The sequence below is a fragment of the Streptomyces sp. NPDC030222 genome (assembly GCF_055573115.1).
Genome location: NZ_JBVICA010000020.1, coordinates 24,134 through 43,927, shown reverse-complemented (window position 1 = coordinate 43,927; position 19,794 = coordinate 24,134). Strand labels below are relative to the sequence as shown.

Sequence of the window (19,794 nt, the reverse complement as noted above, 5' to 3'; positions counted from 1 at the left end):
GGAAATTTCTCCACTGTCTGAGGTGCGGATGATGCGGCGCCACCGCCGGGTGGCGGTAGTCACGCGGGCCTTGATCAGGCCTGGTGCTTCAGGATGTAGTCGGCAGCATCACCGACGGTCTTGAGGGTCTTGACGTCGTCGTCCGGGATCTTGACGTCGAAGCGCTCTTCGGCGGCGACGACGACCTCGACCATGGAGAGCGAGTCGACGTCCAGGTCGTCGGTGAAGGACTTGTCCAGCTGGACGTCCTCGACCGGGATACCGGCGATCTCGTTCACGATTTCGGCGAGACCGGCGACGATCTCTTCCTGAGTGGCGGCCATGTTGGCGCTCCTTCGTGGGTTTCTTCAGGTGATGTGGCGTCCGGGAAGATCCCGGTGTGCCTAGGGGAGGGTAACGACCGCGGCTGCGTAGACGAGACCCGCCCCGAAGCCGATGACGAGCGCGGTGTCGCCGCTCTTCGCCTGCCCGGTCGCCAGGAGCCGCTCCATGGCGAGCGGGATCGAGGCGGCCGAGGTGTTGCCGGTGGTCTCCACGTCACGGGCGACCACGACGTGCTCCGGCAGCTTGAGGGTCTTCACCATCGAGTCGATGATCCGCATATTGGCCTGGTGCGGGATGAAGACGTCCAGGTCGGCGGCGGAGATCCCGGCGGCGTCCAGCGCCTGCTGGGCGACCTTCGCCATCTCGAACACGGCCCAGCGGAACACCGCCTGGCCTTCCTGGGTGATGGCCGGGAACTTCTCCACGGAGCTGTCGCGGTAGTCCGTCCACGGTACGGTCTGCTTGATCGTCTCGGACTTGTCGCCCTCCGAGCCCCACACCGTCGGGCCGATCGCCGGCTCACTGGAGGGGCCCACGACGACGGCGCCCGCGCCATCGCCGAACAGGAAGGCCGTCGCACGGTCCTCCAGGTCGGTGAGGTCCGACAGCCGCTCCACGCCGATGACGAGGACGTACTCCGCGGAACCCTCGACGATCATGCCCTTGGCCAGGGTCAGGCCGTATCCGAAGCCGGCGCAGCCCGCCGAGATGTCGAACGCGGCCGGCTTGTGCGCGCCGATCCGGTCGGCGATCTCCGTCGCCACGGCCGGGGTCTGCTTGAAGTGCGACACCGTGGACACGATGACGCCGCCGATCTGCTCGGGCGTGATGCCCGCGTCCGCGATCGCCTTGCCGGCCGCCTCGACGGACATCGCCGCGACGGTCTCGTCGGGGCCCGCCCAGTGACGGGTGGCGATACCGGAACGGGAACGGATCCACTCGTCGGAGGAGTCGATCGTCTCCAGGATGACCTCGTTGGGCACCACGCGGGTCGGGCGGTAGCCGCCGACCCCGAGGATCCGCGCGTAGGGGGCACCCTTGCTGGGCTTGATCTTCGCCATGGACTTCGGCTCCTATTCGGCGACGGGCGGCTGTTCGGCGAGCAGCTCCCGCGCCGCGTCGAGGTCGTCGGGGGTCTTGAGCGCCAGGGTCTTCACCCCGGGCAGAGCCCGCTTGGCGAGGCCCACCAGGGTGCCGCCGGGGCAGACCTCGATCATGGCCGTGGCGCCGAGCTCCTGGAACGTCTCCATGCACAGGTCCCAGCGGACCGGGTTGGAGACCTGGCTGACCAGCCGCGACAGCACCTCGGCGCCGGACGCCACGGTCTTGCCGTCGGCGTTCGAGACGTAGGTGAGCGCCGGGTCCTGGACGTCGAGCTGCTTCGCGTACTCGTCGAGACCGGCGACCGCGGGGGCCATGTGGTGCGTGTGGAAGGCGCCGGCGACCTTCAGCGGGACCACCCGGCGGGTGCCCTCGGGCTTGTCCTCGGCCAGCGCGGCGAGCTGCTCGGCGGTGCCGGCGGCCACGATCTGGCCCGCGCCGTTCACGTTCGCCGGGGTCAGCCCGAGCTTCTCCAGGTGCGGCAGGACGGCGTCCGGCTCGCCACCGAGCAGCGCCGACATGCCCGTCTCGGTCACGGCGGCCGCCTCGGCCATGCCCTGACCGCGCCGGCGGACGAACGCCAGGGCGTCCTCCTCCGTGAGCACCCCGGCATACGCGGCGGCGGTGATCTCACCGACGCTGTGGCCGGCGACCGCGCCGAAGCGCTCGCCCTCGCCGACGGCGTTCCGGAGGGCCTCGGCGGACAGCAGGCCGGCGGCGACCAGCAGCGGCTGGGCGACGGCGGTGTCGCGGATCTCGTCCGCGTCGGCCTTGGTGCCGTAGTGGACGAGGTCGAGCCCGATGGCCTCCGACCACACGCCGAGCCGGTCGGCGGCGCCGGGGAGGTCGAGCCAGGGGGTCAGGAAGCCGGGCGTCTGGGCGCCTTGGCCGGGGGCGACGAGTACGAGCACTCTCACACTCTCTCTTGTGGACGGTCCGGGACGCCCGTGGGGACAGGGACGAAGAACCGTCGGGGGAATTGTGGGTGTCCGACAAAAGTCTAGGACTGGGGATCTCCGTCGACCAGACGCCCCAGAATCAGGGCGATGCGGAGAGTGAACGCCGAGCGAACATCAGACGGTGACCACCCGGTGACATCGGTCACACGTCTCAGCCGGTAGCGCACGGTATTGGGGTGCACGAACAGCATCCGCGCGGCACCTTCGAGGCTGCTCGCCTGCTCGAGATAGACGCTCAGCGTCTCCAGCAGCGCCGAACCGGCTTCCTCGAGGGGTCTGTAGATCTCCTCCACCAGCTGCTCGCGAGCCGCCGGGTCACCGGCGATCGCCCGCTCCGGCAGGAGATCGTCCGCCAGCACCGGGCGCGGCGCGTCCTGCCAGGCGCCGCACGCCTTGAGGCCCGCGGCGGCCGCCTGCGCCGAGCGCGTCGCGGCCAGCAGGTCGGGCGTCACCGGCCCCGCCACCACCGGCCCGGCCGCGTACGGGCCGATGAGCGACTTCGCCACGTGCAGCGGGCTGTCACTGCCGCCCGCGATCACCACCAGCCGGTCACCGAGCACACCGGTGAGCACCTGGAGCTTGGCGTGCCGGGCGGCCCGGCGGATCGCCTCCACCGTCAGCTCGCTGTCCCCGTCCGGGGCCGTGCCGAGCACGACGCACACGTGCTCCGGAGCGTTCCAGCCGAGCGCCGCGGCACGGGACACCGCGCCCTCGTCGGCCTCGCCCGACAGCACCGCGTTCACCACCAGGGACTCCAGCCGGGCGTCCCAGGCGCCGCGTGCCTCGGCGGCCTGCGCATAGACCTGGGCCGTCGCGAAGGCGATCTCCCGGGCGTAGACGAGCAGGGCCTCGCGCAGCACGGACTCGTCGCCGGGCGCCGCGACCTCGTCGATCGCCGACTCCATCACCTCGATGGTGGTCCGCACCATCTCCACCGTCTGCCGGAGGGTGATCGCCCGGGTCAGCTCGCGGGGAGCGGTGCCGAACACGTCGGTGGAGATCGCCTGCGGGGTGTCCGGATGCCGGAACCACTCGGTGAAGGCGGCGATGCCGGCCTGGGCGACCAGGCCGATCCAGGAACGGTTCTCCGGTGGCATCGCCCGGTACCACGGCAGCGTTTCGTCCATGCGGGCGATCGCACTGGCGGCGAGACGGCCGGAGGACTGCTCCAGTCGCTTCAGGGTCGCGGAGTGCGGATGGGCGTGGTTCGCGGGTTCAGGCACGGGACAAGACTGCCTTATCCGGACGGGTGACCGGGGTGGCGGGTCTACGGTGGACCTGTGATTTCCACTCTGCGTTCCCGTGACCGCTACCCGGGCGGTGACCCGGCCGCGGGCATCGAGACCCTCCACGCCCTGTCCTTCGGACGCTTCTATGATCCGGACAACCTGCGGTTCGGCGCGATCCTGGCGTGCAACGAGGAGCGGCTCGCACCCGGTGCGGGGTTCGCCGAGCACCCGCACAGCCACACCGAGATCGTCACCTGGGTCGTGGAGGGCGAGCTGACCCACCGCGACTCGACCGGCCGCACCACCGTCGTGCGGCCCGGGGACGTGCAGCGGCTCGGCTCGGGGAACGGCGTGCGCCACGAGGAACGCAACGACGGCTCGGAGCCGCTGGTCTTCGTGCAGATGTGGCTGGCCCCCCGGGACCCGGGCGGCGAGCCGTGCTACGACGTCGTGCGCGGCCTCGCCGACGACACCCCGTACGGCCTTCCGCGGGCCGGTGCCCGGCTGCATGTGCGGCGGCCCGCCGAGGGCATGGCCACCGCCCTCCCGGACGCGCCGTTCGTGTACGTGCACGTGGTGCGCGGCGGGGTGCTGCCGCCGGACCACGCGCAGGGACGGGAACCGCTGGAGGCGGGCGACTCGCTGCGGATCACGGACGCGAAGGGTCTGGAGCTCGTGGCGCTGCGGCCCGGCACCGAGGTGCTGGTCTGGGAGATGCCGTCGGACTGAGCAGGCTCACCGGTGCCGCGTCGTCCGCCGAGGTCAGGGCCTTCCTGCCCGACGCAGGGGAGGCGATGCGCTACGCCCGCGCCGCGGAGCCGCGCAGCTCCGCCAGGACCGCGTCCGTGAACGGCGGCCATGCCTCGACCGCCCAGGGCCCGAAGGCCCGGTCCGTCAGTGCCACGCACGCCGCCCGGGCGTCCGGGTCGATCCAGAGGAACGTGCCCGACTGGCCGAAGTGGCCGAAGGTGCGCGGCGAGGACGAGGCACCCGTCCAGTGCGGGGACTTGCCGTCGCGGATCTCGAAACCGAGCCCCCAGTCGTTCGGGTTCTGGTGTCCGTACCCCGGCAGGACGCCCTTCAGCCCCGGGTGGACCACGGACATCGCCTCGGCGACCGTGACCGGGTGCAGCAGCTGCGGCACCTGCACCTCGGCGGCGAACCGGGCCAGGTCGTCGACCGTCGACACACCGTCCTTGGCGGGCGACCCCTCCAGGCTCGTCGAGCTCATGCCGAGCGGCTCCAGCACGGCCTGCCGCAGGTATTCCGCGAAGGGGATGCCGGTCGCCTTGGCGACGTGGTCGCCGAGCACCTCGAAGCCGGCGTTCGAGTAGAGCCGCCGCTCGCCGGGCGGGGCCGTCACCCGGTGCTCGTCGAAGGCCAGTCCGCTGGTGTGGGCGAGCAGATGACGGACCGTGGACCCCTCGGGTCCGGCCGGTTCGTCGAGCTCGACCGCACCCTCCTCGTAGGCGACGAGCACCGCGTACGCCGCGAGCGGCTTGGTGACGGAGGCCAGCGGGAAACGCCGTCCGGCCGGCCCGTGCACCCCGGCGACCGACCCGTCCGCGCGTACGACGGCGGCAGCGGCGGTGGGCACCGGCCAGGATTCGATGATCCGCAGACTCTCCATGCCCCGAGCCTAGATGGTCGGCCACGTCGCAGGACCGGGGGGCGGGCTCAGGCCCCGGGCCGGTCCGGCAGCTCGGTGGCGTCACCGAAGAAGTAGTCGTAGGCCCTCGCGAGGTACGCGTACAGGTCGTGCTCGCTGGTGAAGAACAGCACACCCTCCGTGATGTCCTCCCAGTCGGCGAGTGACATCTCGCGGGTACGGATCACCTCGGCGAATCCGTCGCGCTGGATCTCCGACGTCCGCGAGTAGGGCCCGGGGTTGGCGAGGCTCTGCTGCAGACCCTTCTTGAGGACCTCCGGCTCGTTCACGTAGTCGGGCCCGAAGGCACTGCCGATGAAGCTCCTGGTCTTCGCGTCCACACGCATCTCCTAGGGGTGCCGGCCCTGCCGGGGGTCGGCGTACATGGTGTGCAGGCCACCGGTGCCCGGGTTGTAGACCGCAATGATATTTCCGCCTTCGAAGTCCACCGGGAGGTAATTCACCGAACCGTCCTCGGCCCGCGGGTCGTTGGTGTCGATGTAGTAGCCCTCGAACTTGTCCGAGTGGTCTCCCGGGCCGAAGATCTCCTCGATGGTCGCCGCCACCTTGGTGTCCCCGGAGTCGCGGGATTTCTGGCGCATGTATTCCTCCGCGCGCACATAGTCCTCCGCGTTCGTGAACTTCGTCGCGTAGTCCCCGCAGAAGTGGTCATCCCCCGGTTCCTGCTCGGGATAGGTCTCCGGATTCACGTGGTTGGTCGACCGCACGTGGCCGTTGGTCTTGTACTGCACCTCGCCGTCCTTGGTCTCCGGCTCCCCCTTGCGCGCCTTGAGGGCCTCCGTGGACGGGTGGAGATGACGCTGCGGCCCGTGGCCCTCGCCCTCGAGCTCACTGATCTTCGCGGCGATCTCGGCGGAGTCGGACGCCTCGCTCCCGGAGTCCGCGTCGCCGGAATCCTCGGCGGTGCCGGCACCCTCGTCGGGGGCTGATTCCTCGTTCTCTTCCTCGTCCTCCTGGGCGGCTTCCGGCGTGTCTGTCGTACCGGCCGCGTCGGCCGCATCCTGGTCATCCGGTTCGCCATCCGCCCCGGCGTCCGCCTCTTCGCCGGGAAGCTCGTTCGCTCCCGCCTCGGTGTCGTCCTCGGCGGTGGTGTCGGGGGCATCGTCGGACGACCCGGCGGGTTCCTGGGGGTCCTGGTCCTCTTGCGGTTCCTCGGCGGGTTCCTGGGGGTCCTCGTCCTCTTCCGGTTCTTCCACGGGCTCCTCGGAGTCCGTGTCCTCTTCCGGCTCCTCGCGGCCCTCGTCCTCGTCGGAATCCCGGGTGTCCTCGGTCTCCACCTCGGCGTCCTCGGCCCCCGGTTCCCTGTCTTCGGCTGCGGGCTCCCCGTCCTCGGAGTCCGTGTCAGAGGCGTCGTCCGTCAGCTCCGGCCCGTCGTCGACCTGTGCGTGCTCCTCGGCGTCCTTGGCCTCCTCGGCGTCCTTGGCCTCCTCGGCGTCCTTGGCCTCCTCGGCGTCCTCCGCCTCCGGTGCCGACTCGTGCCCGGTCCGTACCTCGGGAGTCTCCTCCGTGTCCCCGGTCCCGGGATCCTCCTCCGTGTCCCCGGTCCCGCCCGGCTCCTCCGGCTCGCCTGCTCCGCCCGGCTCCTCCGGCTCGCCTGCTCCGCCCGGCTCCTCCGGCTCACCGGTCCCGTCTCGCTCCTCAGGCGCGTCCGCGTCCGCCGTATCCTCGGGCCACTCCGCGTCCGTCGCCGCGGGGGGCTCCTCCGGTACCTCGTTCCGCTCGGTACCGGCCGATGTGTCGGTCTCCTCGGTTCCCTCGGCTTCGGCCTCCTGCTCACGGACACCGTCAGCGGGTTCCTCCGGCTCATCGGGCAGGCCCGTCCCGCTCTCGGCCTCCTCCTGTGCGGAGGCGTCCGCGTCCGTGAGTTCCGCCGGTTCGAGCGGTTCGGCGTCCTCCCGGTCGGCCTCTGCCTCATCGGTGAAATCGGCGTGCTCTTCGGGCCCTTCGGGAACATCCGGCCCGTCATCGGAGGAGTCCGCCGAGTCCCCGGGCTCCAGGTTCCCTGCCTGGTCGCCGAGTTCCGTCTCCTGCGCCGGTTCGTCGGGCTCGCCGGAGTCGTCGGTGCCGGGCACCTCGGGTGTCTCCAGCGGCGAAGGGATCTCCGCAGCGATGTCCCCGCCGGTGTCGAGCTCGCTCATCCAGCGTCCCCCTACGGCAAGTCCCCGTCCTGACGGAACAGCGGTTCCCGCTCTCCGGGATGCCGCAGCGCGGACCACAGGACAATCCGAAACTACCCTTCGGGGAAAGGGAATTCCGCGAAACAGCGGTGATCTCGAAGGGCAACCGGGCTGGTATCAGGGGACGTCGGAGTCGGTGCGCGCCGCACCTCGTCGGGATCGGCCTTGCCTGGAGTGCACTCCAAGGTCCTAGCGTTGACGCCATGACGGTGACCGAACGCACACCGGTGGCCAGGACCTGCGAGGACGGGCCCGGCACGCACCCGCGCCCGGACGGCCGGGACCGCTACACGATCAGCGAGGTCGCGGCCTGGACGGGGCTCAGCGCCCACACGCTGCGCTGGTACGAACGCATCGGGCTGATGCCGCACATCGACCGTTCCCACACCGGGCAGCGGCGCTTCACCAACCGCGACCTGGACTGGCTGGACCTCGTGGGGAAGCTGCGGCTGACCGGGATGCCGGTCGCGGACATGGTCCGCTACGCCGAGCTCGTGCGGGAGGGCGAGCACACCTTCGCGGAGCGCCGCGAGCTGCTGGAGCGCACCCGGCGCGACGTCCTCGCCCGTATCACGGAACTCCAGGACACGGTCGCCGTGCTCGACTACAAGATCGACACATACGGGGAGGCGGGGAAGACATGAGCGACCGGAGGATCGGCACCGTGGAACTGGGCACCGGCGGCCCGCGCGTCGGCGTCCAGGGCTTCGGTGCGATGGGCATCAGCGAGTTCTACGGGGACACCGACGAGGCCACGGCCCGGGACACCCTGGAGGCGGCCCTCGAAGCGGGCGTCACGCTCGTCGACACCGCGGACATGTACGGGCGGGGCGCCAACGAGGAGTTCCTCGCACCGTTCGTGAAGGCCCACCGCGACGAGATCACGCTCGCCACGAAGTTCGGGATCGTCCGTACCGGCGATCCGTACCACCGGGGCATACGCAACGACCGGGGGTACGTCCGCGAGGCCGTCGAGGGGTCGCTGAGGCGTCTCGGCGTCGAGACGATCGACCTGTACTACATGCACCGCCGCGACCCGGCCGTCCCGCTCGCCGAGTCGGTCGGGGCGATGGCCGGACTCGTCGCGGAGGGCAAGGTCCGGCACCTCGGCCTGAGCGAGGTCACCGGAGCCGAACTCCGCGAGGCGTATGCGGTGCACCCCATCGCCGCGGTGCAGTCGGAATGGTCCCTGTTCAGCCGGGACGTCGAACGCACGGTGGTCCCGGCGGCCGCCGGACTGGGCGTCGCGTTCGTGCCGTACTCACCGCTCGGACGGGGCTTCCTGACGGGGGCGTTCACGGACGCGGGGGCGGACCTGCCGGACGGGGACTTCCGCCGGGACCAGCCGCGCTTCAGCGGGGACAACGCGCGGACGAACACGGCGCTGCTGGAGCCCGTACGGGCGCTCGCACGGGCACGGGGCGTCACCCCCGCGCAGATCGCCCTCGCCTGGGTACAGCAGCGGGCGCGGGTCCACGGACTCGCCGTGGTGCCGATCCCGGGGACGCGCAGGCGTTCCAGGCTCCTGGAGAACGCGGCAGCCACCGGGCTCGTGCTCGACGCCGCGGAACTGGACCTGCTGGAACCCATCGCCGGGCGGGTGGCGGGCGACCGCTACCCGGACATGGCGTTCACGTCGGCGTCGCGGGAGTAGCCGCCGCGGGTCGGCGGGACGGGCGTACGGGCCGCGCGGGGGGCGGCCCGTGCGGAGCGGTGCCGACGGGCGGGTCGGGGACGGGCCCCGGGGCGGCCGGGGCGTTGTGGTCGGTGCCTTGTGGTCGGTGTGAGGCGGCGACACGGGCGGTGACGGATCGCCGTCGACTGCGGGCGCGCTGCGTGGTGAGGGGAGCGAGGACACCGCGGGGGTCGGCCGGGCAGCGGGTGCGCTTCCGGAGCGGGCGGTGCGGGCCTGCGGGCGGTGCGGGCCTGCCTGTGGTGCGGGCGGTGCCCGCTGGGACGGGTGCGTTCAGGGGTGGTCATGGGAGCGCGGCCGGCACCGTCCCCGGCCGCGGGTAGGAAGGGGGTGCGTGGCGTGGCATCACCCCGCGGAGCCAACCCGGGGGTGCTACCGGGGTATCCCCGGTGCCGTGTGCGAAGGGACAGGCCCCGCAGGTCGGTCGCGGTTGAGCGAGCCCGTCACGTCCGCGACGACGGCGGTGGTGAGCAGCCGGTCCGACGCGATCGGCGCATGGCCGAGCCAATGCAGCGGGGTGTCCCGGTACCACGGGCCGCGCGGCCCGAACCCGCCGACGGGGACGCGCAGATCGAGCGCGTGGGCGAACGCGCCGAACGACGCCTTCCGGTGGTCCCGAGGCGATGTGCGGCGAGCTTGGTTCCGCCTCCGCCGGCTTCCGCTACCGGGAGCAGCGTGACGTCATCTCCGGTCGCCGGGAGCCACCAGGCCCGACTCGTAGGCGAACACCACGGCCTGGGCGCGGTCGCGCAGGTCCAGCTTGGCCAGGACCCGTCCGAGGGCGACCACGTACGGGAGGACGCGCTGCCAGCGCTTCGGGGCGTCGGCGAGGAGCGGCCGGGGCGGCTGCGCGCTGATCAGCGCGCCGAGGAGCGAGCGCGGTGCCCGGCGCAGCGCCCGGAGCGGGGCGTCGAGTTCCGGGGGGAGCCGCCGGACTCGCGGCCCGGCGGAACGGGGGCCCTGAAGGCCGGCGGGGCGGCTCGGCGGGCCGGAGGGTTCACGGCCGGGGGGTGTGGTGGTCATGGCGCCGCCCAGCGTAGGCGGATCCGCCCGGGTGCCGCGTCATACCCGGGTTCCGGTCCCGGGGCGGGGTGATACCCCGGTATGAGGGCCCATACGAGGGGCCTGATGGCGTTTCCGCGTGACGGCCGGTATGAGGGCCCGGATGGTGTTCCGTGCGACGGGGCCGGATCGCATTCCGTGCGACGGCCGGTGCGACGGGCCTGATGGCGTCCCGTACGACGTCCGGTGCGACGCCCCGCAAAACCCCCGCCGTCACAGCTCGGCGAGCAGCTCCGCCTTCTTCGCGCTGAACTCCTGGTCCGTCACCAGGCCGGCTCGGTGCAGTTCGCTGAGGTGGTGTATGCGGTCGGCGACGTCGCCGGGGGAGGGCCGGGCGGTGCGGGCGGGCTCCGGCGCGGCGGATCCGCCGGCCCGTACTGCTTCGAGGACCGCGGCGGCGAACGGCAGCGACTCGTGTACGGGTCCGTAGCCGAGGCCGAAGACGACCGCGGCCGGGTCCTGGTCGGGCTGGGCGCTCCCGCCGTCCCCGTCCCGCCGGAGCAGTCGCAGATGGCCGTCGAACACCTCGGGCGAACGCCACTCGACACCGCTCAGCTCACCGACCGGGAAGGTCTGGTCGCCGGCCTTCCACTTGGCCGTGGACGCCCCGGTCCGGAACCAGCGGAACGCCACCTTCGATCCGTCGAAGGACGCCTTGCCGTCGTACGCCTTGAACTGGTGCGGGCCGCGGGGCGCCGGCACCAGGAACCGTTCCGCCGCGGTGTCCGCGTCGGCGGGCAGCAGGGCGCGCAGTGCGTCGGCGTAGTACTCGGCGAGTACCTCGCGGTCGGCGGGCAGCACCAGCCGGTACGGGTCGGCGGTCTCCTTGAGCTGGCCGGCCGCGGCCTCCGTCAGCGGATCGGCACCGGGACGGGGCACGGCGTGCAGCACGACCGTGCCGCGCTTGCCCGGGGACAGCGTGACGGACGCCAGCGCCTCGACCGGGATGCGGCGTTCCCGCAGTGACTGAAAAAGCTTGGGCGTACGAATCCCCCGTTCGTAGCGGATGATCACAGAGTCGGTCTCGAACTCCCAGACGGCGTGAATACCGGCCAGCACATCACCCATGGGCCACATCGTAGGCGGCGCACGCCCGCGCGTCCCCTCCCGGTAAGGGCCCCTTTCGCCGCTTTCTACGCGCGTCAGACGTGCTGGTGACCGGAAATTCCGGCCCGGCAGCCGCCTCCGCCGCCGGCGCAGCTCACCTCGCGGTAGGCGCCCACGCCTATCTCCGCGAAGTTCCGCAGACTTTCCGTACCTGGCTCGAAATAGCCGGTGTGCCCGGCGGCGCCGGTCGCCGACAGCACCCGCGCGCCGAAGTCGGGGGACACCGGATCGGCACCGTGTCCCAGTCCGCCGACCGCCATGTGCGGAACGCCCTCGATCCAGTCCTCGCTGTCCCGCATCGCCCACACCCGGGCGGCGGTGTCCAGCGAGGCGGCGGTCTCGGCACGCATGCCCGGACTGCCCGCCACGGCGATGTCGGTGACGCGGGACGGCAGCGACCGCGCCGCGATCCCGCACAGCACCGAGCCGTAGCTGTGGCAGAAGTAGGCCACCGAGGACCGGCCCGGCAGGGCCGTCGTCAGGGCGTTCAGCCGGATCGCGCCCTCCCGCGCCCGCTTGCCGATGGCCGCGTCCATGCCGACGCCGGTCGGCGAGGTGTAGTCGGCCCAGGCGATGACGGCCGTCCTGCCGTCGGCGTCCGCGGCGCGCTGGGCCGCGTACAGCGATTCGGCCATGCCCACCGGTGCGCTGTATTTCCGCCGGGTCCGCTCGAACCTCAGCACGTCCGTGTCGACCCCCGGGACGATCACCGAGACGCGGCGGGCCCGCTCCAGGTCCCCGAAGACCTCGGCGATGCGGCCGCCGCCGGCCGGGTCGAAGGCCAGGATCTGACGCGGTCCCTCCAGCAGCGAGGCGTACCGGTGCATCCGGAGGCTCGCCTGTGCCCGTCCGTCGGGGGACAGCCGGGTGTCGCGCATCCGCTGCTGCTCCACCGCCCGGGCCAGGCCGAGTGCGATGCGGTTGGCGCGGTAACGCAGCGCCGGGGGTGCTCCGTTGAGGTTTCCGACGACCAACGGGTAGCGCTGTGCGAGCCGGTCGCGCCGGCGCTCGCCGAGCGAGGCGAAGAAGCGCGCGTGCACCCGGGGGGACGCCGCGGGGTCGGGCAGCCGGCGGCCCGCCGCCTCGCCCCGGGCCCAGGCTGCGAGGGACCGGTCCAGGGAGAGACCGTCCGGCTTCTGGCGGTGCACGGCGGTCCAGCCGGTGGTCGCGAGCATCACGAACACCACTGCCAGCGCCAGGAGGGCACGCCAGAAGTTCAGCGTGGGGGATGGTTCGAAGGGAATCACTGCCGGACACCCTAGGAGACGGGCAGAGCCGACGGCGAAGACCGTGACCGGTATCACGTTTGACAAGAGGCGCGTTCCGGGCCCCCAACATGCGCCGGATCAGCGGGAGTACGCCCCCGTCGCGCGGGCGGCGGCCGACTCCGTGCGAGCTGCCAGGTCAAACGCCCGGCCCGTGGTCAGCCATCCGGGTGACGCCAGTCGGTCGCCAGTACGGGCGTCAGATGGTCAAGGTATTCCTCGGTCAGTTCCCGGATGGCCTCGATGCTGACCTCCCGGCCCCGCCCCCAGAGCCGGCCTGCGACCCTCGTCACACCGACGAACGCGGCCACGGCCACCCTGGGCCGGGGGTCGGTGTCGACGTCCAGCCCCTCGCGTTCCGCGATCAGCCGGGCGACGTTCTCCTCCAGCTCCGTGGAGCGCCGCAGATGCACCGCGAGCAGGGCCGGCGTGGACTCGATGACCTGGTACGTCCGCAGGTACAGCTCGACCGGCACGATCGGCGACAGGATCGGGTCGAGGGTGTCCCACGCGTCCGCCACGGCACGCCGCATCGCGGTGAACGGCCCCTCATCCGCGGGGCGTTCCCGCAGCGCCCGGACGAAGTGCGACTCCACCACGTCCTGCGCGGCGAACGCCACCTCCTCCTTGTTCGCGAAGTAGCGGAAGAAGGTGCGCTGCGAGACCTCGACGGCGGAGGCGATCTCGTCGACGGTGGTCTCCTCGTACCCCCGTGTCGTGAACAGCTCCAGTCCCACCCGCAGCAGTGCGTCCCGCGTGCGCTGCTTCTTGCGCTCCCGCAGACCTGCCGGGGGGTTCGTCGCCGCCTGCTGTTCCACCGTCACCGTTCGTTCGTCCCGCCTCTCCGTGCCCCGTCCGGCGCTGTCCCTGCAGCTCGTCCGGCGCTGTTCCTGCTGATCAGCCTAGCTGTGAGGGAAGTGACAGTCACCGGCCAATGAATTCGTTTGTCAACTGTCAGCGGCTGACATTAGCCTCCGCGATATGACTAGTCAGACCACCATCGCCAAGGCGCCGCAGGACATCGCTCCCGCTCCCGCCAAGGGACTCCGCGGCCACCCCTGGCTGACCCTGATCGCCGTGGCCGTCGGCGTCATGATGGTCGCGCTCGACGGCACGATCGTCGCGATCGCGAACCCGGCGATCCAGAAGGACCTCGGGGCCTCGCTCTCCGACGTGCAGTGGATCACCAACGGCTATCTGCTGGCGCTCGCCGTCGCCCTGATCACCGCCGGAAAGCTCGGCGACCGCTTCGGCCACCGCCAGACCTTCCTCATCGGCGTGACCGGCTTCGCCGCCGCCTCCGGTGCCATCGGACTGTCCGGCAGCATCGCCCTCGTCATCGCCTTCCGGGTGCTCCAGGGCCTCTTCGGCGCCCTGCTGATGCCCGCGGCCCTCGGTCTGCTCCGGGCCACCTTCCCGGCCGAGAAGCTGAACATGGCCATCGGCATCTGGGGCATGGTCATCGGCGCGTCCACCGCCGGCGGCCCGATCGTCGGAGGCCTGCTGGTCGAGCACGTCAGCTGGCAGTCCGTCTTCTTCATCAACGTCCCGGTCGGCGCGCTGGCGCTCGCCGTCGGCCTGCTGATCCTCAAGGACCACCGTGCCGAGAACGCGCCGCGGTCCTTCGATCTCCTCGGCATCGTGCTGCTCTCCGCCGCGATGTTCTTCCTCATCTGGGCGATCATCAAGGCCGGCGAGTCCTGGGGCTGGGACAGCGTCAGCACCTGGGCGTTCCTCGGTGCCGCCGCGCTCTGCTTCACGCTCTTCGCCCTCTGGCAGACCAAGGCGAAGGAACCGCTCGTCCCGCTCGGCATGTTCCGCTCGGTGCCGCTGTCCGCCGGCACCGTGCTGATGGTCCTCATGGCCTTCGCCTTCATGGGCGGACTCTTCTTCGTGACGTTCTACCTCCAGGGCGTGCACGGAATGAGCCCCGTCGACAGCGGTATGCACCTGCTGCCGCTCACCGCGATGATGATCGTCTCCTCGCCGGTCGCGGGCGCCCTGATCACCCGGTTCGGGCCGCGCGTGCCGCTCGTCGGCGGCATGGTGCTGACCGCGGTCGCCATGTTCGGCATGTCCCGGCTCACCCCGGACACCGGCACCGTGACCATGTCCGTCTGGTTCGCCATGCTCGGCCTCGGCCTCGCCCCCGTCATGGTCGGCGCCACGGAGGTCATCGTCGGCAACGCCCCGCTGGAGCTGTCCGGCGTGGCCGGCGGACTCCAGCAGGCCGCCATGCAGGTGGGCGGCAGCCTCGGCACGGCCGTCCTGGGCGCGGTCATGTCCGGCAAGGTCGGCTCCGACTTCGCCGCCAACTGGAAGGACGCGGGCATCCCCGTACCGCCCGACCCGCGCCTGGAGCAGGCCGCCGAGTTCGGTGCCGTGCCGCCGGAGCTGGCGAAGGCGCCCGGGATGACTCCGGAGGTCTTCCAGCGGATCGGCGGCGTCATCCATGACACCTTCGTGTCCGGCATGGGGCTGGCCTTCACCGTCGCGGGTGTCGTCGCGGTGCTCGCGGCCCTGGTCGCCATGTTCACCAAGCGCGGTGAGAACGCCGGGGCGGGCATGGGCGGTGGCCACATCTGAGGGCCCGGCCCGCGGACGCGCTCCTGGTCCGGGGCTGCGCTCCCGGGCCGGGGCCGCTCCCCGGCTGGGGAGCGGCCCCGCGCCACGCCCGCGTCAACCCGACGCACCACAGACGGCCCCGCCGGACGGCGGGGCCGTCCCCTATCCGGGTGGATCCGCCCCCGTGGTCTTCCGCCCGGTCCGCGGCGCTGGTCATCGTGCGGGAGACCGATCCGTACGACAGCACAGCAAACGGGGACCGATCCACATGCCTGCGACCCTGCGTACCGCCGCCGTCCTGACGGCCGCGCTCCTCACCGCCCTGCTGCCGTGGACCGCGACACCCGCGGAGGCGGCGGAGAAGGGAAGATCCGCGCCGGGAGCGGCGACCGGGGCCGGGGCGGCGGGGCCCGTACGGCTGGGAGCCTGCGCGCCGGGCGAGCTCTGCCTGTGGGAGAAGGCCGACTTCAAGGGCGCGCGACAGGTCCATGAACTGGCCGGCACCGACATCGACAGCTGCATCGTCCTGGCGGGCGACGCGGGCGACGCGGGCGACGCGGGCGCGTTCGCGCTGGCCAACCGGACCGGTCGGCCGGTGACCACCTTCCAGTCCGCCGAGTGCGCCGAGACGGGCGAGTTCCAGACGTACCCGGGCGACGGGGTCTGGCTGCCGCGGTCGCCCTACCGCATCCGGGCCTTCAGACTCTGGGAGCGCTGAGGCGGGGGCGGGTGTCGGCACCGCGGCCCGAGCGCGGGCCGAAGGGCCGTTCGGAGCGGCGTGTCACACGGCCGGACGCCCGCAGTCGCAGTGGCCGGCGGCCGGAGCGGCAGCCTGGTGGGGGACGGCGTCCCGCGGTGCAGCTGCGATGGCCGCGACGGTGGTGGTGACGGACTCGCCCGAGAGCACGGCGACCTGCGTCCGCAGCGCCCTGACCTCACGGGTGAGCGATTCCAGGAGCTCCGTCTGACGTCGTTCCTCCGCGTCGTCGCGCTCGAAGCGCGCGATGAACCATGCCGCGATGTTCGCGGTCACCACACCGAGCAGCGCGATACCGGACAGCATGAGCCCCACCGCGAGGACCCTGCCGAGCCCGGTCGTCGGCGCGTGGTCGCCGTAGCCGACCGTCGTCATCGTCGTGAACGACCACCAGACGGCGTCGCCCAGCGTCTTGATGTTCCCGTCGGGCGCGTCCCGCTCCACGGCGAGCACCGCCAGCGAACCGAACATCATCAGCCCGACCACCGCACCGGCCACATACGTGGTGAGCGTGATCTGCGGAGCCATCCGGGCCCGCCGTCCCACCAGGAGCAGCGTGGCCACCACCCGGAGCAGTCGCAGCGGCTGCACCAGCGGCAGCAGCACCGCGAGCAGATCCAGCGGGTGCTTGCGCACGAACAGCCACTTCGCGGGGGCGAGTGACAGCCGCACCAGGTAGTCGACCGCGAACGCGCCCCACACCACCCACTCGACGTACAGACAGGCCTGATGGACCCACGGCGTCGCGTCGGGGGCCATGATCGGCACCCCGTACGCCACGCCGAATGCCAGCGCGAGCGCCATCAGCACCCCCTGGGTGCGCTGCTCCCACCGGACCTGGGCCGTCTGTTCCTTCATGCGGGCATGTTAAGGAGTCGTGGCCGCGGCACGGCGAAGGGCGGGGGTACGGCGAAGGGCGGGGGTACGGCGAAGGGCGGCGGGCCCGACGGCCCACCGCCCTCCTCGAACAGCCCGTGCTACGCGTCGCCGCCCGCGGCACCCGGATCCGCGGCCGCCACGTCCAGCAACTGGTAGCGGTCCACCGCGGTCTTCAGCGCCGAGCGGTCGATCCTGCCCTGCTTGGCCAGCTCGGTCAGCACCCCCAGCACGATCGACTGGGCGTCGATGTGGAAGTAACGACGGGCGGCGCCGCGGGTGTCCGCGAAGCCGAAACCGTCCGCACCCAGCGAGGTGTACGGGCCGGGCACCCAGCGCGCGATCTGGTCCGGGACGCTGCGCATCCAGTCCGAGACCGCCACGAACGGGCCTTCCGCGCCGGAGAGCTTCTGCGTCACGTAGGGGACGCGCTGCTCCTCCTCGGGGTGCAGGAGGTTGTGCTGCTCCACGGCGACGGCCTCGCGACGCAGCTCGTTCCAGGAGGTCGCCGACCAGACGTCCGCCTTGACGTTCCACTCCTCGGCGAGGATCCGCTGCGCCTCCAGGGCCCACGGCACGGCCACACCGGACGCCATGATCTGGGCGGGGACGGCGCCCCGGTCGCCCGCCTTGATGCGGTGGATGCCCTTGAGGATGCCCTCGACGTCCACGTCGTCCGGCTCGGCCGGGTGCAGCATCGGCTCGTTGTAGACGGTCAGGTAGTAGAAGACGTCCTCGCCGTGCGGGTGGCCCGGCGTCTCGCCGTACATCCGGCGCAGACCGTCCTGGACGATGTGCGCGATCTCGAAGCCGTACGCCGGGTCGTAGGCGATGCAGCCCGGGTTGGTGGAGGCGAGCAGCTGGGAGTGGCCGTCGGCGTGCTGGAGGCCCTCCCCGGTGAGGGTGGTCCGGCCGGCCGTCGCGCCGAGGACGAAGCCCCGGGACAGCTGGTCGGCCATCTGCCAGAACTGGTCACCGGTCCGCTGGAAGCCGAACATCGAGTAGAAGACGTACACCGGGATCAGCGGCTCGCCGTGCGTGGCGTACGCCGAACCCGCGGCGATCAGCGAGGCCGTGCAGCCCGCCTCGGAGATGCCGTCGTGCAGCATCTGGCCGGTCGGCGACTCCTTGTAGGCGAGCAGCAGCTCCCGGTCGACCGACTCGTACTGCTGGCCCAGCGGGTTGTAGATCTTCGCGCTCGGGAAGAACGAGTCCATGCCGAAGGTGCGGTACTCGTCCGGGGCGATCAGGACGAAGCGCCGGCCGATCTCCTTGTCCCGCATGAGGTCCTTCAGCAGCCGGACGAACGCCATGGTGGTGGCGATGGGCTGCTGACCGGAGCCCTTCTTCACGGCCGCGTACGTGGTGTCGCCCGGCAGGGCGAGCGGCTTCGACCGCACGACACGGGTCGGGACGTACCCGCCCAGCGCCTTGCGGCGGTCGTGCATGTACTGGATCTCCTCGGAGTCCCGTCCGGGGTGGTAGTACGGCGGCGGGCCGCTCTCCAGCTGCTGGTCGGTGATCGGCAGGTGCAGCCGGTCGCGGAAGCCCTTGAGGTCGTCGACCGTCAGCTTCTTCATCTGGTGCGTCGCGTTGCGGCCCTCGAAGTTCGGGCCGAGGGTCCAGCCCTTGACGGTCTGGGCCAGGATCACCGTCGGCTGGCCCTTGTGGGCGCGGGCCGCGGCGTAGGCCGCGTAGATCTTCCGGTGGTCGTGGCCGCCGCGGCCCAGCATCAGGATCTGGTGGTCGGTCATGTTCTCGACCATCTGGCGCAGCCGGTGGTCGTCACCGAAGAAGTGCTCGCGGATGTACGCGCCGGTCTCGGTGGCGTACGTCTGGAACTGGCCGTCGGGCGTGGTGTTCAGCTTGTTGACCAGGACGCCGTCCCGGTCCTGCGCCAGCAGCGGGTCCCAGGTGCGGTCCCAGATCAGCTTGATCACGTTCCAGCCGGCGCCGCGGAAGATCGACTCCAGCTCCTGCATGATCTTGCCGTTGCCACGGACCGGGCCGTCGAGGCGCTGCAGGTTGCAGTTCACCACGAAGGTCAGGTTGTCCAGGCCCTCGCGCGCCGCGATCGACAGCTGGCCGAGGGACTCGGGCTCGTCCATCTCGCCGTCGCCGAGGAACGCCCACACGTGCGACTTGGAGGTGTCGGCGATGCCACGCGCCTCCATGTAGCGGTTCATCCGGGCCTGGTAGATCGCGCCGATCGGGCCGAGGCCCATCGACACGGTCGGGAACTCCCAGAAGTCCGGCATCAGCCGCGGGTGCGGGTAGCTGGACAGCCCGTACGGCGCCTTCGACTTCTCCTGGCGGAACGCGTCGAGGTGCCGCTCGGACAGCCGGTCCAGCAGGAAGGCACGGGCGTAGATACCGGGCGAGGCGTGCCCCTGGAAGAAGATCTGGTCGCCGCCGTCGCCCTCGTCCTTGCCCCGGAAGAAGTGGTTGAAGCCCACGTCGTAGAGGGAGGCGGAGGAGGCGAACGTGGCGATGTGCCCGCCGACCCCGATGCCGGGGCGCTGGGCCCGGGAGACCATCACGGCCGCGTTCCAGCGGGTGGCGTTGAGGATCCGGCGCTCGATGTCCTCGTTGCCGGGGAAGAAGGGCTCGTCCTTGGTCGCGATGGTGTTGACGTAGTCCGTGCTGCGCATCTCGGGCACGGCCACACGCTTCTCGCGGGCGCGCTCGATCAGGCGGAGCATCAGATAGCGGGCCCGTTCCCGGCCCCGCTCGTCCACGGCGGCGTCGAGCGAGTCGAGCCATTCCCGGGTCTCCTCCGGATCGAAATCCGGGACCTGGCTCGGAAGGCCGCCAATGATGATCGGGTTGCGATCGGATCCGGAAGCCACGCTGTTCCTTCGCTAGTCAGGATCGTGCCTGTGCACGCGGTCGGGTCATCTCTTGAGCTGTACGCGCCTCCATCGTGTACCGCGGGGACGCAAACGTCATCTCTACCGATTGGTAACCACTGGTACGTGGAGACTTCGGCCAAATCGCAACCTTACGCCCA

The 19,794-nt window shown here is 71.5% G+C and carries 17 protein-coding genes and 1 pseudogene; 5 read left to right on the top strand and 13 right to left on the bottom strand.

Translation table 11 applies throughout. The features are described from left to right. Positions 1-74: 74 nt before the first annotated feature. The 4 genes from ACZ4Z5_RS25610 to fasR form a co-directional block, all read right to left on the bottom strand. Positions 75-323 (bottom strand): acyl carrier protein, encoded by a 249-nt coding sequence (locus ACZ4Z5_RS25610; RefSeq protein ID WP_468266622.1) that lies wholly within the window; start codon positions 321-323, stop codon positions 75-77. A 60-nt stretch (positions 324-383) separates the two neighbouring features. Beyond that, positions 384-1,385, bottom strand: a complete 1,002-nt coding sequence (locus ACZ4Z5_RS25605) for a beta-ketoacyl-ACP synthase 3 (RefSeq protein ID WP_468266620.1) — start codon at positions 1,383-1,385, stop codon at positions 384-386. Positions 1,386-1,397: 12 nt separating this feature from the next. Then, positions 1,398-2,336 (bottom strand): ACP S-malonyltransferase, encoded by a 939-nt coding sequence (locus ACZ4Z5_RS25600; RefSeq protein ID WP_468266618.1) that lies wholly within the window; start codon positions 2,334-2,336, stop codon positions 1,398-1,400. An 89-nt stretch (positions 2,337-2,425) separates the two neighbouring features. Further along, positions 2,426-3,607: a fatty acid biosynthesis transcriptional regulator FasR gene (fasR, locus tag ACZ4Z5_RS25595; protein WP_468266616.1), complete on the bottom strand. Its 1,182-nt coding sequence runs from the start codon at positions 3,605-3,607 to the stop codon at positions 2,426-2,428. Between the two features lie 57 nt (positions 3,608-3,664). On the opposite strand from fasR, the gene ACZ4Z5_RS25590 reads away from it, so the two are divergent. Then, positions 3,665-4,342, top strand: coding sequence for a pirin family protein (locus ACZ4Z5_RS25590; RefSeq protein WP_468266614.1), 678 nt, complete (start codon positions 3,665-3,667; stop codon positions 4,340-4,342). Between the two features lie 70 nt (positions 4,343-4,412). Here the strand turns inward: ACZ4Z5_RS25590 and ACZ4Z5_RS25585 are convergent, their stop codons facing one another. From ACZ4Z5_RS25585 to ACZ4Z5_RS25575, 3 genes are read right to left on the bottom strand one after another with little or no spacing between them, the layout of a single operon-like run. After that, positions 4,413-5,243 (bottom strand): serine hydrolase domain-containing protein, encoded by an 831-nt coding sequence (locus tag ACZ4Z5_RS25585; RefSeq protein ID WP_468266612.1) that lies wholly within the window; start codon positions 5,241-5,243, stop codon positions 4,413-4,415. Between the two features lie 47 nt (positions 5,244-5,290). Further along, positions 5,291-5,602, bottom strand: coding sequence for a hypothetical protein (locus ACZ4Z5_RS25580; RefSeq protein WP_468266610.1), 312 nt, complete (start codon positions 5,600-5,602; stop codon positions 5,291-5,293). Between the two features lie 9 nt (positions 5,603-5,611). Further along, positions 5,612-7,420 (bottom strand): midas domain-containing protein, encoded by a 1,809-nt coding sequence (locus ACZ4Z5_RS25575; RefSeq protein ID WP_468266608.1) that lies wholly within the window; start codon positions 7,418-7,420, stop codon positions 5,612-5,614. 242 nt (positions 7,421-7,662) lie between these two features. On the opposite strand from ACZ4Z5_RS25575, the gene ACZ4Z5_RS25570 reads away from it, so the two are divergent. Together ACZ4Z5_RS25570 and ACZ4Z5_RS25565 are read left to right on the top strand one after the other, a co-directional pair. Then, positions 7,663-8,103, top strand: coding sequence for a MerR family transcriptional regulator (locus ACZ4Z5_RS25570; protein ID WP_468266606.1), 441 nt, complete (start codon positions 7,663-7,665; stop codon positions 8,101-8,103). Beyond that, positions 8,100-9,113 (top strand): aldo/keto reductase, encoded by a 1,014-nt coding sequence (locus tag ACZ4Z5_RS25565; RefSeq protein ID WP_468266604.1) that lies wholly within the window; start codon positions 8,100-8,102, stop codon positions 9,111-9,113. The genes ACZ4Z5_RS25570 and ACZ4Z5_RS25565 overlap by 4 nt, the downstream gene beginning before the upstream one ends. Positions 9,114-9,833: 720 nt before the next feature. Here the strand turns inward: ACZ4Z5_RS25565 and ACZ4Z5_RS25560 are convergent. The 4 genes and pseudogenes from ACZ4Z5_RS25560 to ACZ4Z5_RS25545 all read right to left on the bottom strand — a co-directional run. Continuing rightward, positions 9,834-9,932 (bottom strand): annotated as a pseudogene (locus tag ACZ4Z5_RS25560) (DNA-binding response regulator); the annotation flags it as partial. A gap of 495 nt (positions 9,933-10,427) precedes the next feature. Further along, positions 10,428-11,282 (bottom strand): DUF4429 domain-containing protein, encoded by an 855-nt coding sequence (locus ACZ4Z5_RS25555; RefSeq protein ID WP_468266602.1) that lies wholly within the window; start codon positions 11,280-11,282, stop codon positions 10,428-10,430. 74 nt (positions 11,283-11,356) lie between these two features. After that, entirely contained in the window at positions 11,357-12,568 is a 1,212-nt protein-coding gene (locus tag ACZ4Z5_RS25550) for an alpha/beta hydrolase (RefSeq protein WP_468266600.1), read from the bottom strand. A 176-nt stretch (positions 12,569-12,744) separates the two neighbouring features. Next, positions 12,745-13,410, bottom strand: a complete 666-nt coding sequence (locus ACZ4Z5_RS25545; protein ID WP_468266598.1) for a TetR family transcriptional regulator — start codon at positions 13,408-13,410, stop codon at positions 12,745-12,747. Between the two features lie 157 nt (positions 13,411-13,567). Here ACZ4Z5_RS25545 and ACZ4Z5_RS25540 point away from each other — a divergent pair, with 157 nt between their 5' ends. Both ACZ4Z5_RS25540 and ACZ4Z5_RS25535 read left to right on the top strand, forming a co-directional pair. Continuing rightward, the gene (locus tag ACZ4Z5_RS25540) at positions 13,568-15,172 is read left to right on the top strand and encodes an MFS transporter (RefSeq protein ID WP_468266596.1); all 1,605 of its coding nucleotides are present in this window, start codon (positions 13,568-13,570) and stop codon (positions 15,170-15,172) included. A gap of 247 nt (positions 15,173-15,419) precedes the next feature. Next, positions 15,420-15,869 carry a peptidase inhibitor family I36 protein gene (locus ACZ4Z5_RS25535; RefSeq protein ID WP_468266594.1) on the top strand — a complete coding sequence of 150 codons (450 nt, stop codon included), beginning with the start codon at positions 15,420-15,422 and terminating at the stop codon, positions 15,867-15,869. A 63-nt stretch (positions 15,870-15,932) separates the two neighbouring features. Here the strand turns inward: ACZ4Z5_RS25535 and ACZ4Z5_RS25530 are convergent, their stop codons facing one another. Continuing rightward, positions 15,933-16,766: a potassium channel family protein gene (locus ACZ4Z5_RS25530; RefSeq protein ID WP_468266592.1), complete on the bottom strand. Its 834-nt coding sequence runs from the start codon at positions 16,764-16,766 to the stop codon at positions 15,933-15,935. A gap of 119 nt (positions 16,767-16,885) precedes the next feature. Then, positions 16,886-19,633: a pyruvate dehydrogenase (acetyl-transferring), homodimeric type gene (gene aceE / locus ACZ4Z5_RS25525; protein ID WP_468266590.1), complete on the bottom strand. Its 2,748-nt coding sequence runs from the start codon at positions 19,631-19,633 to the stop codon at positions 16,886-16,888. Positions 19,634-19,794 lie beyond the last annotated feature (161 nt).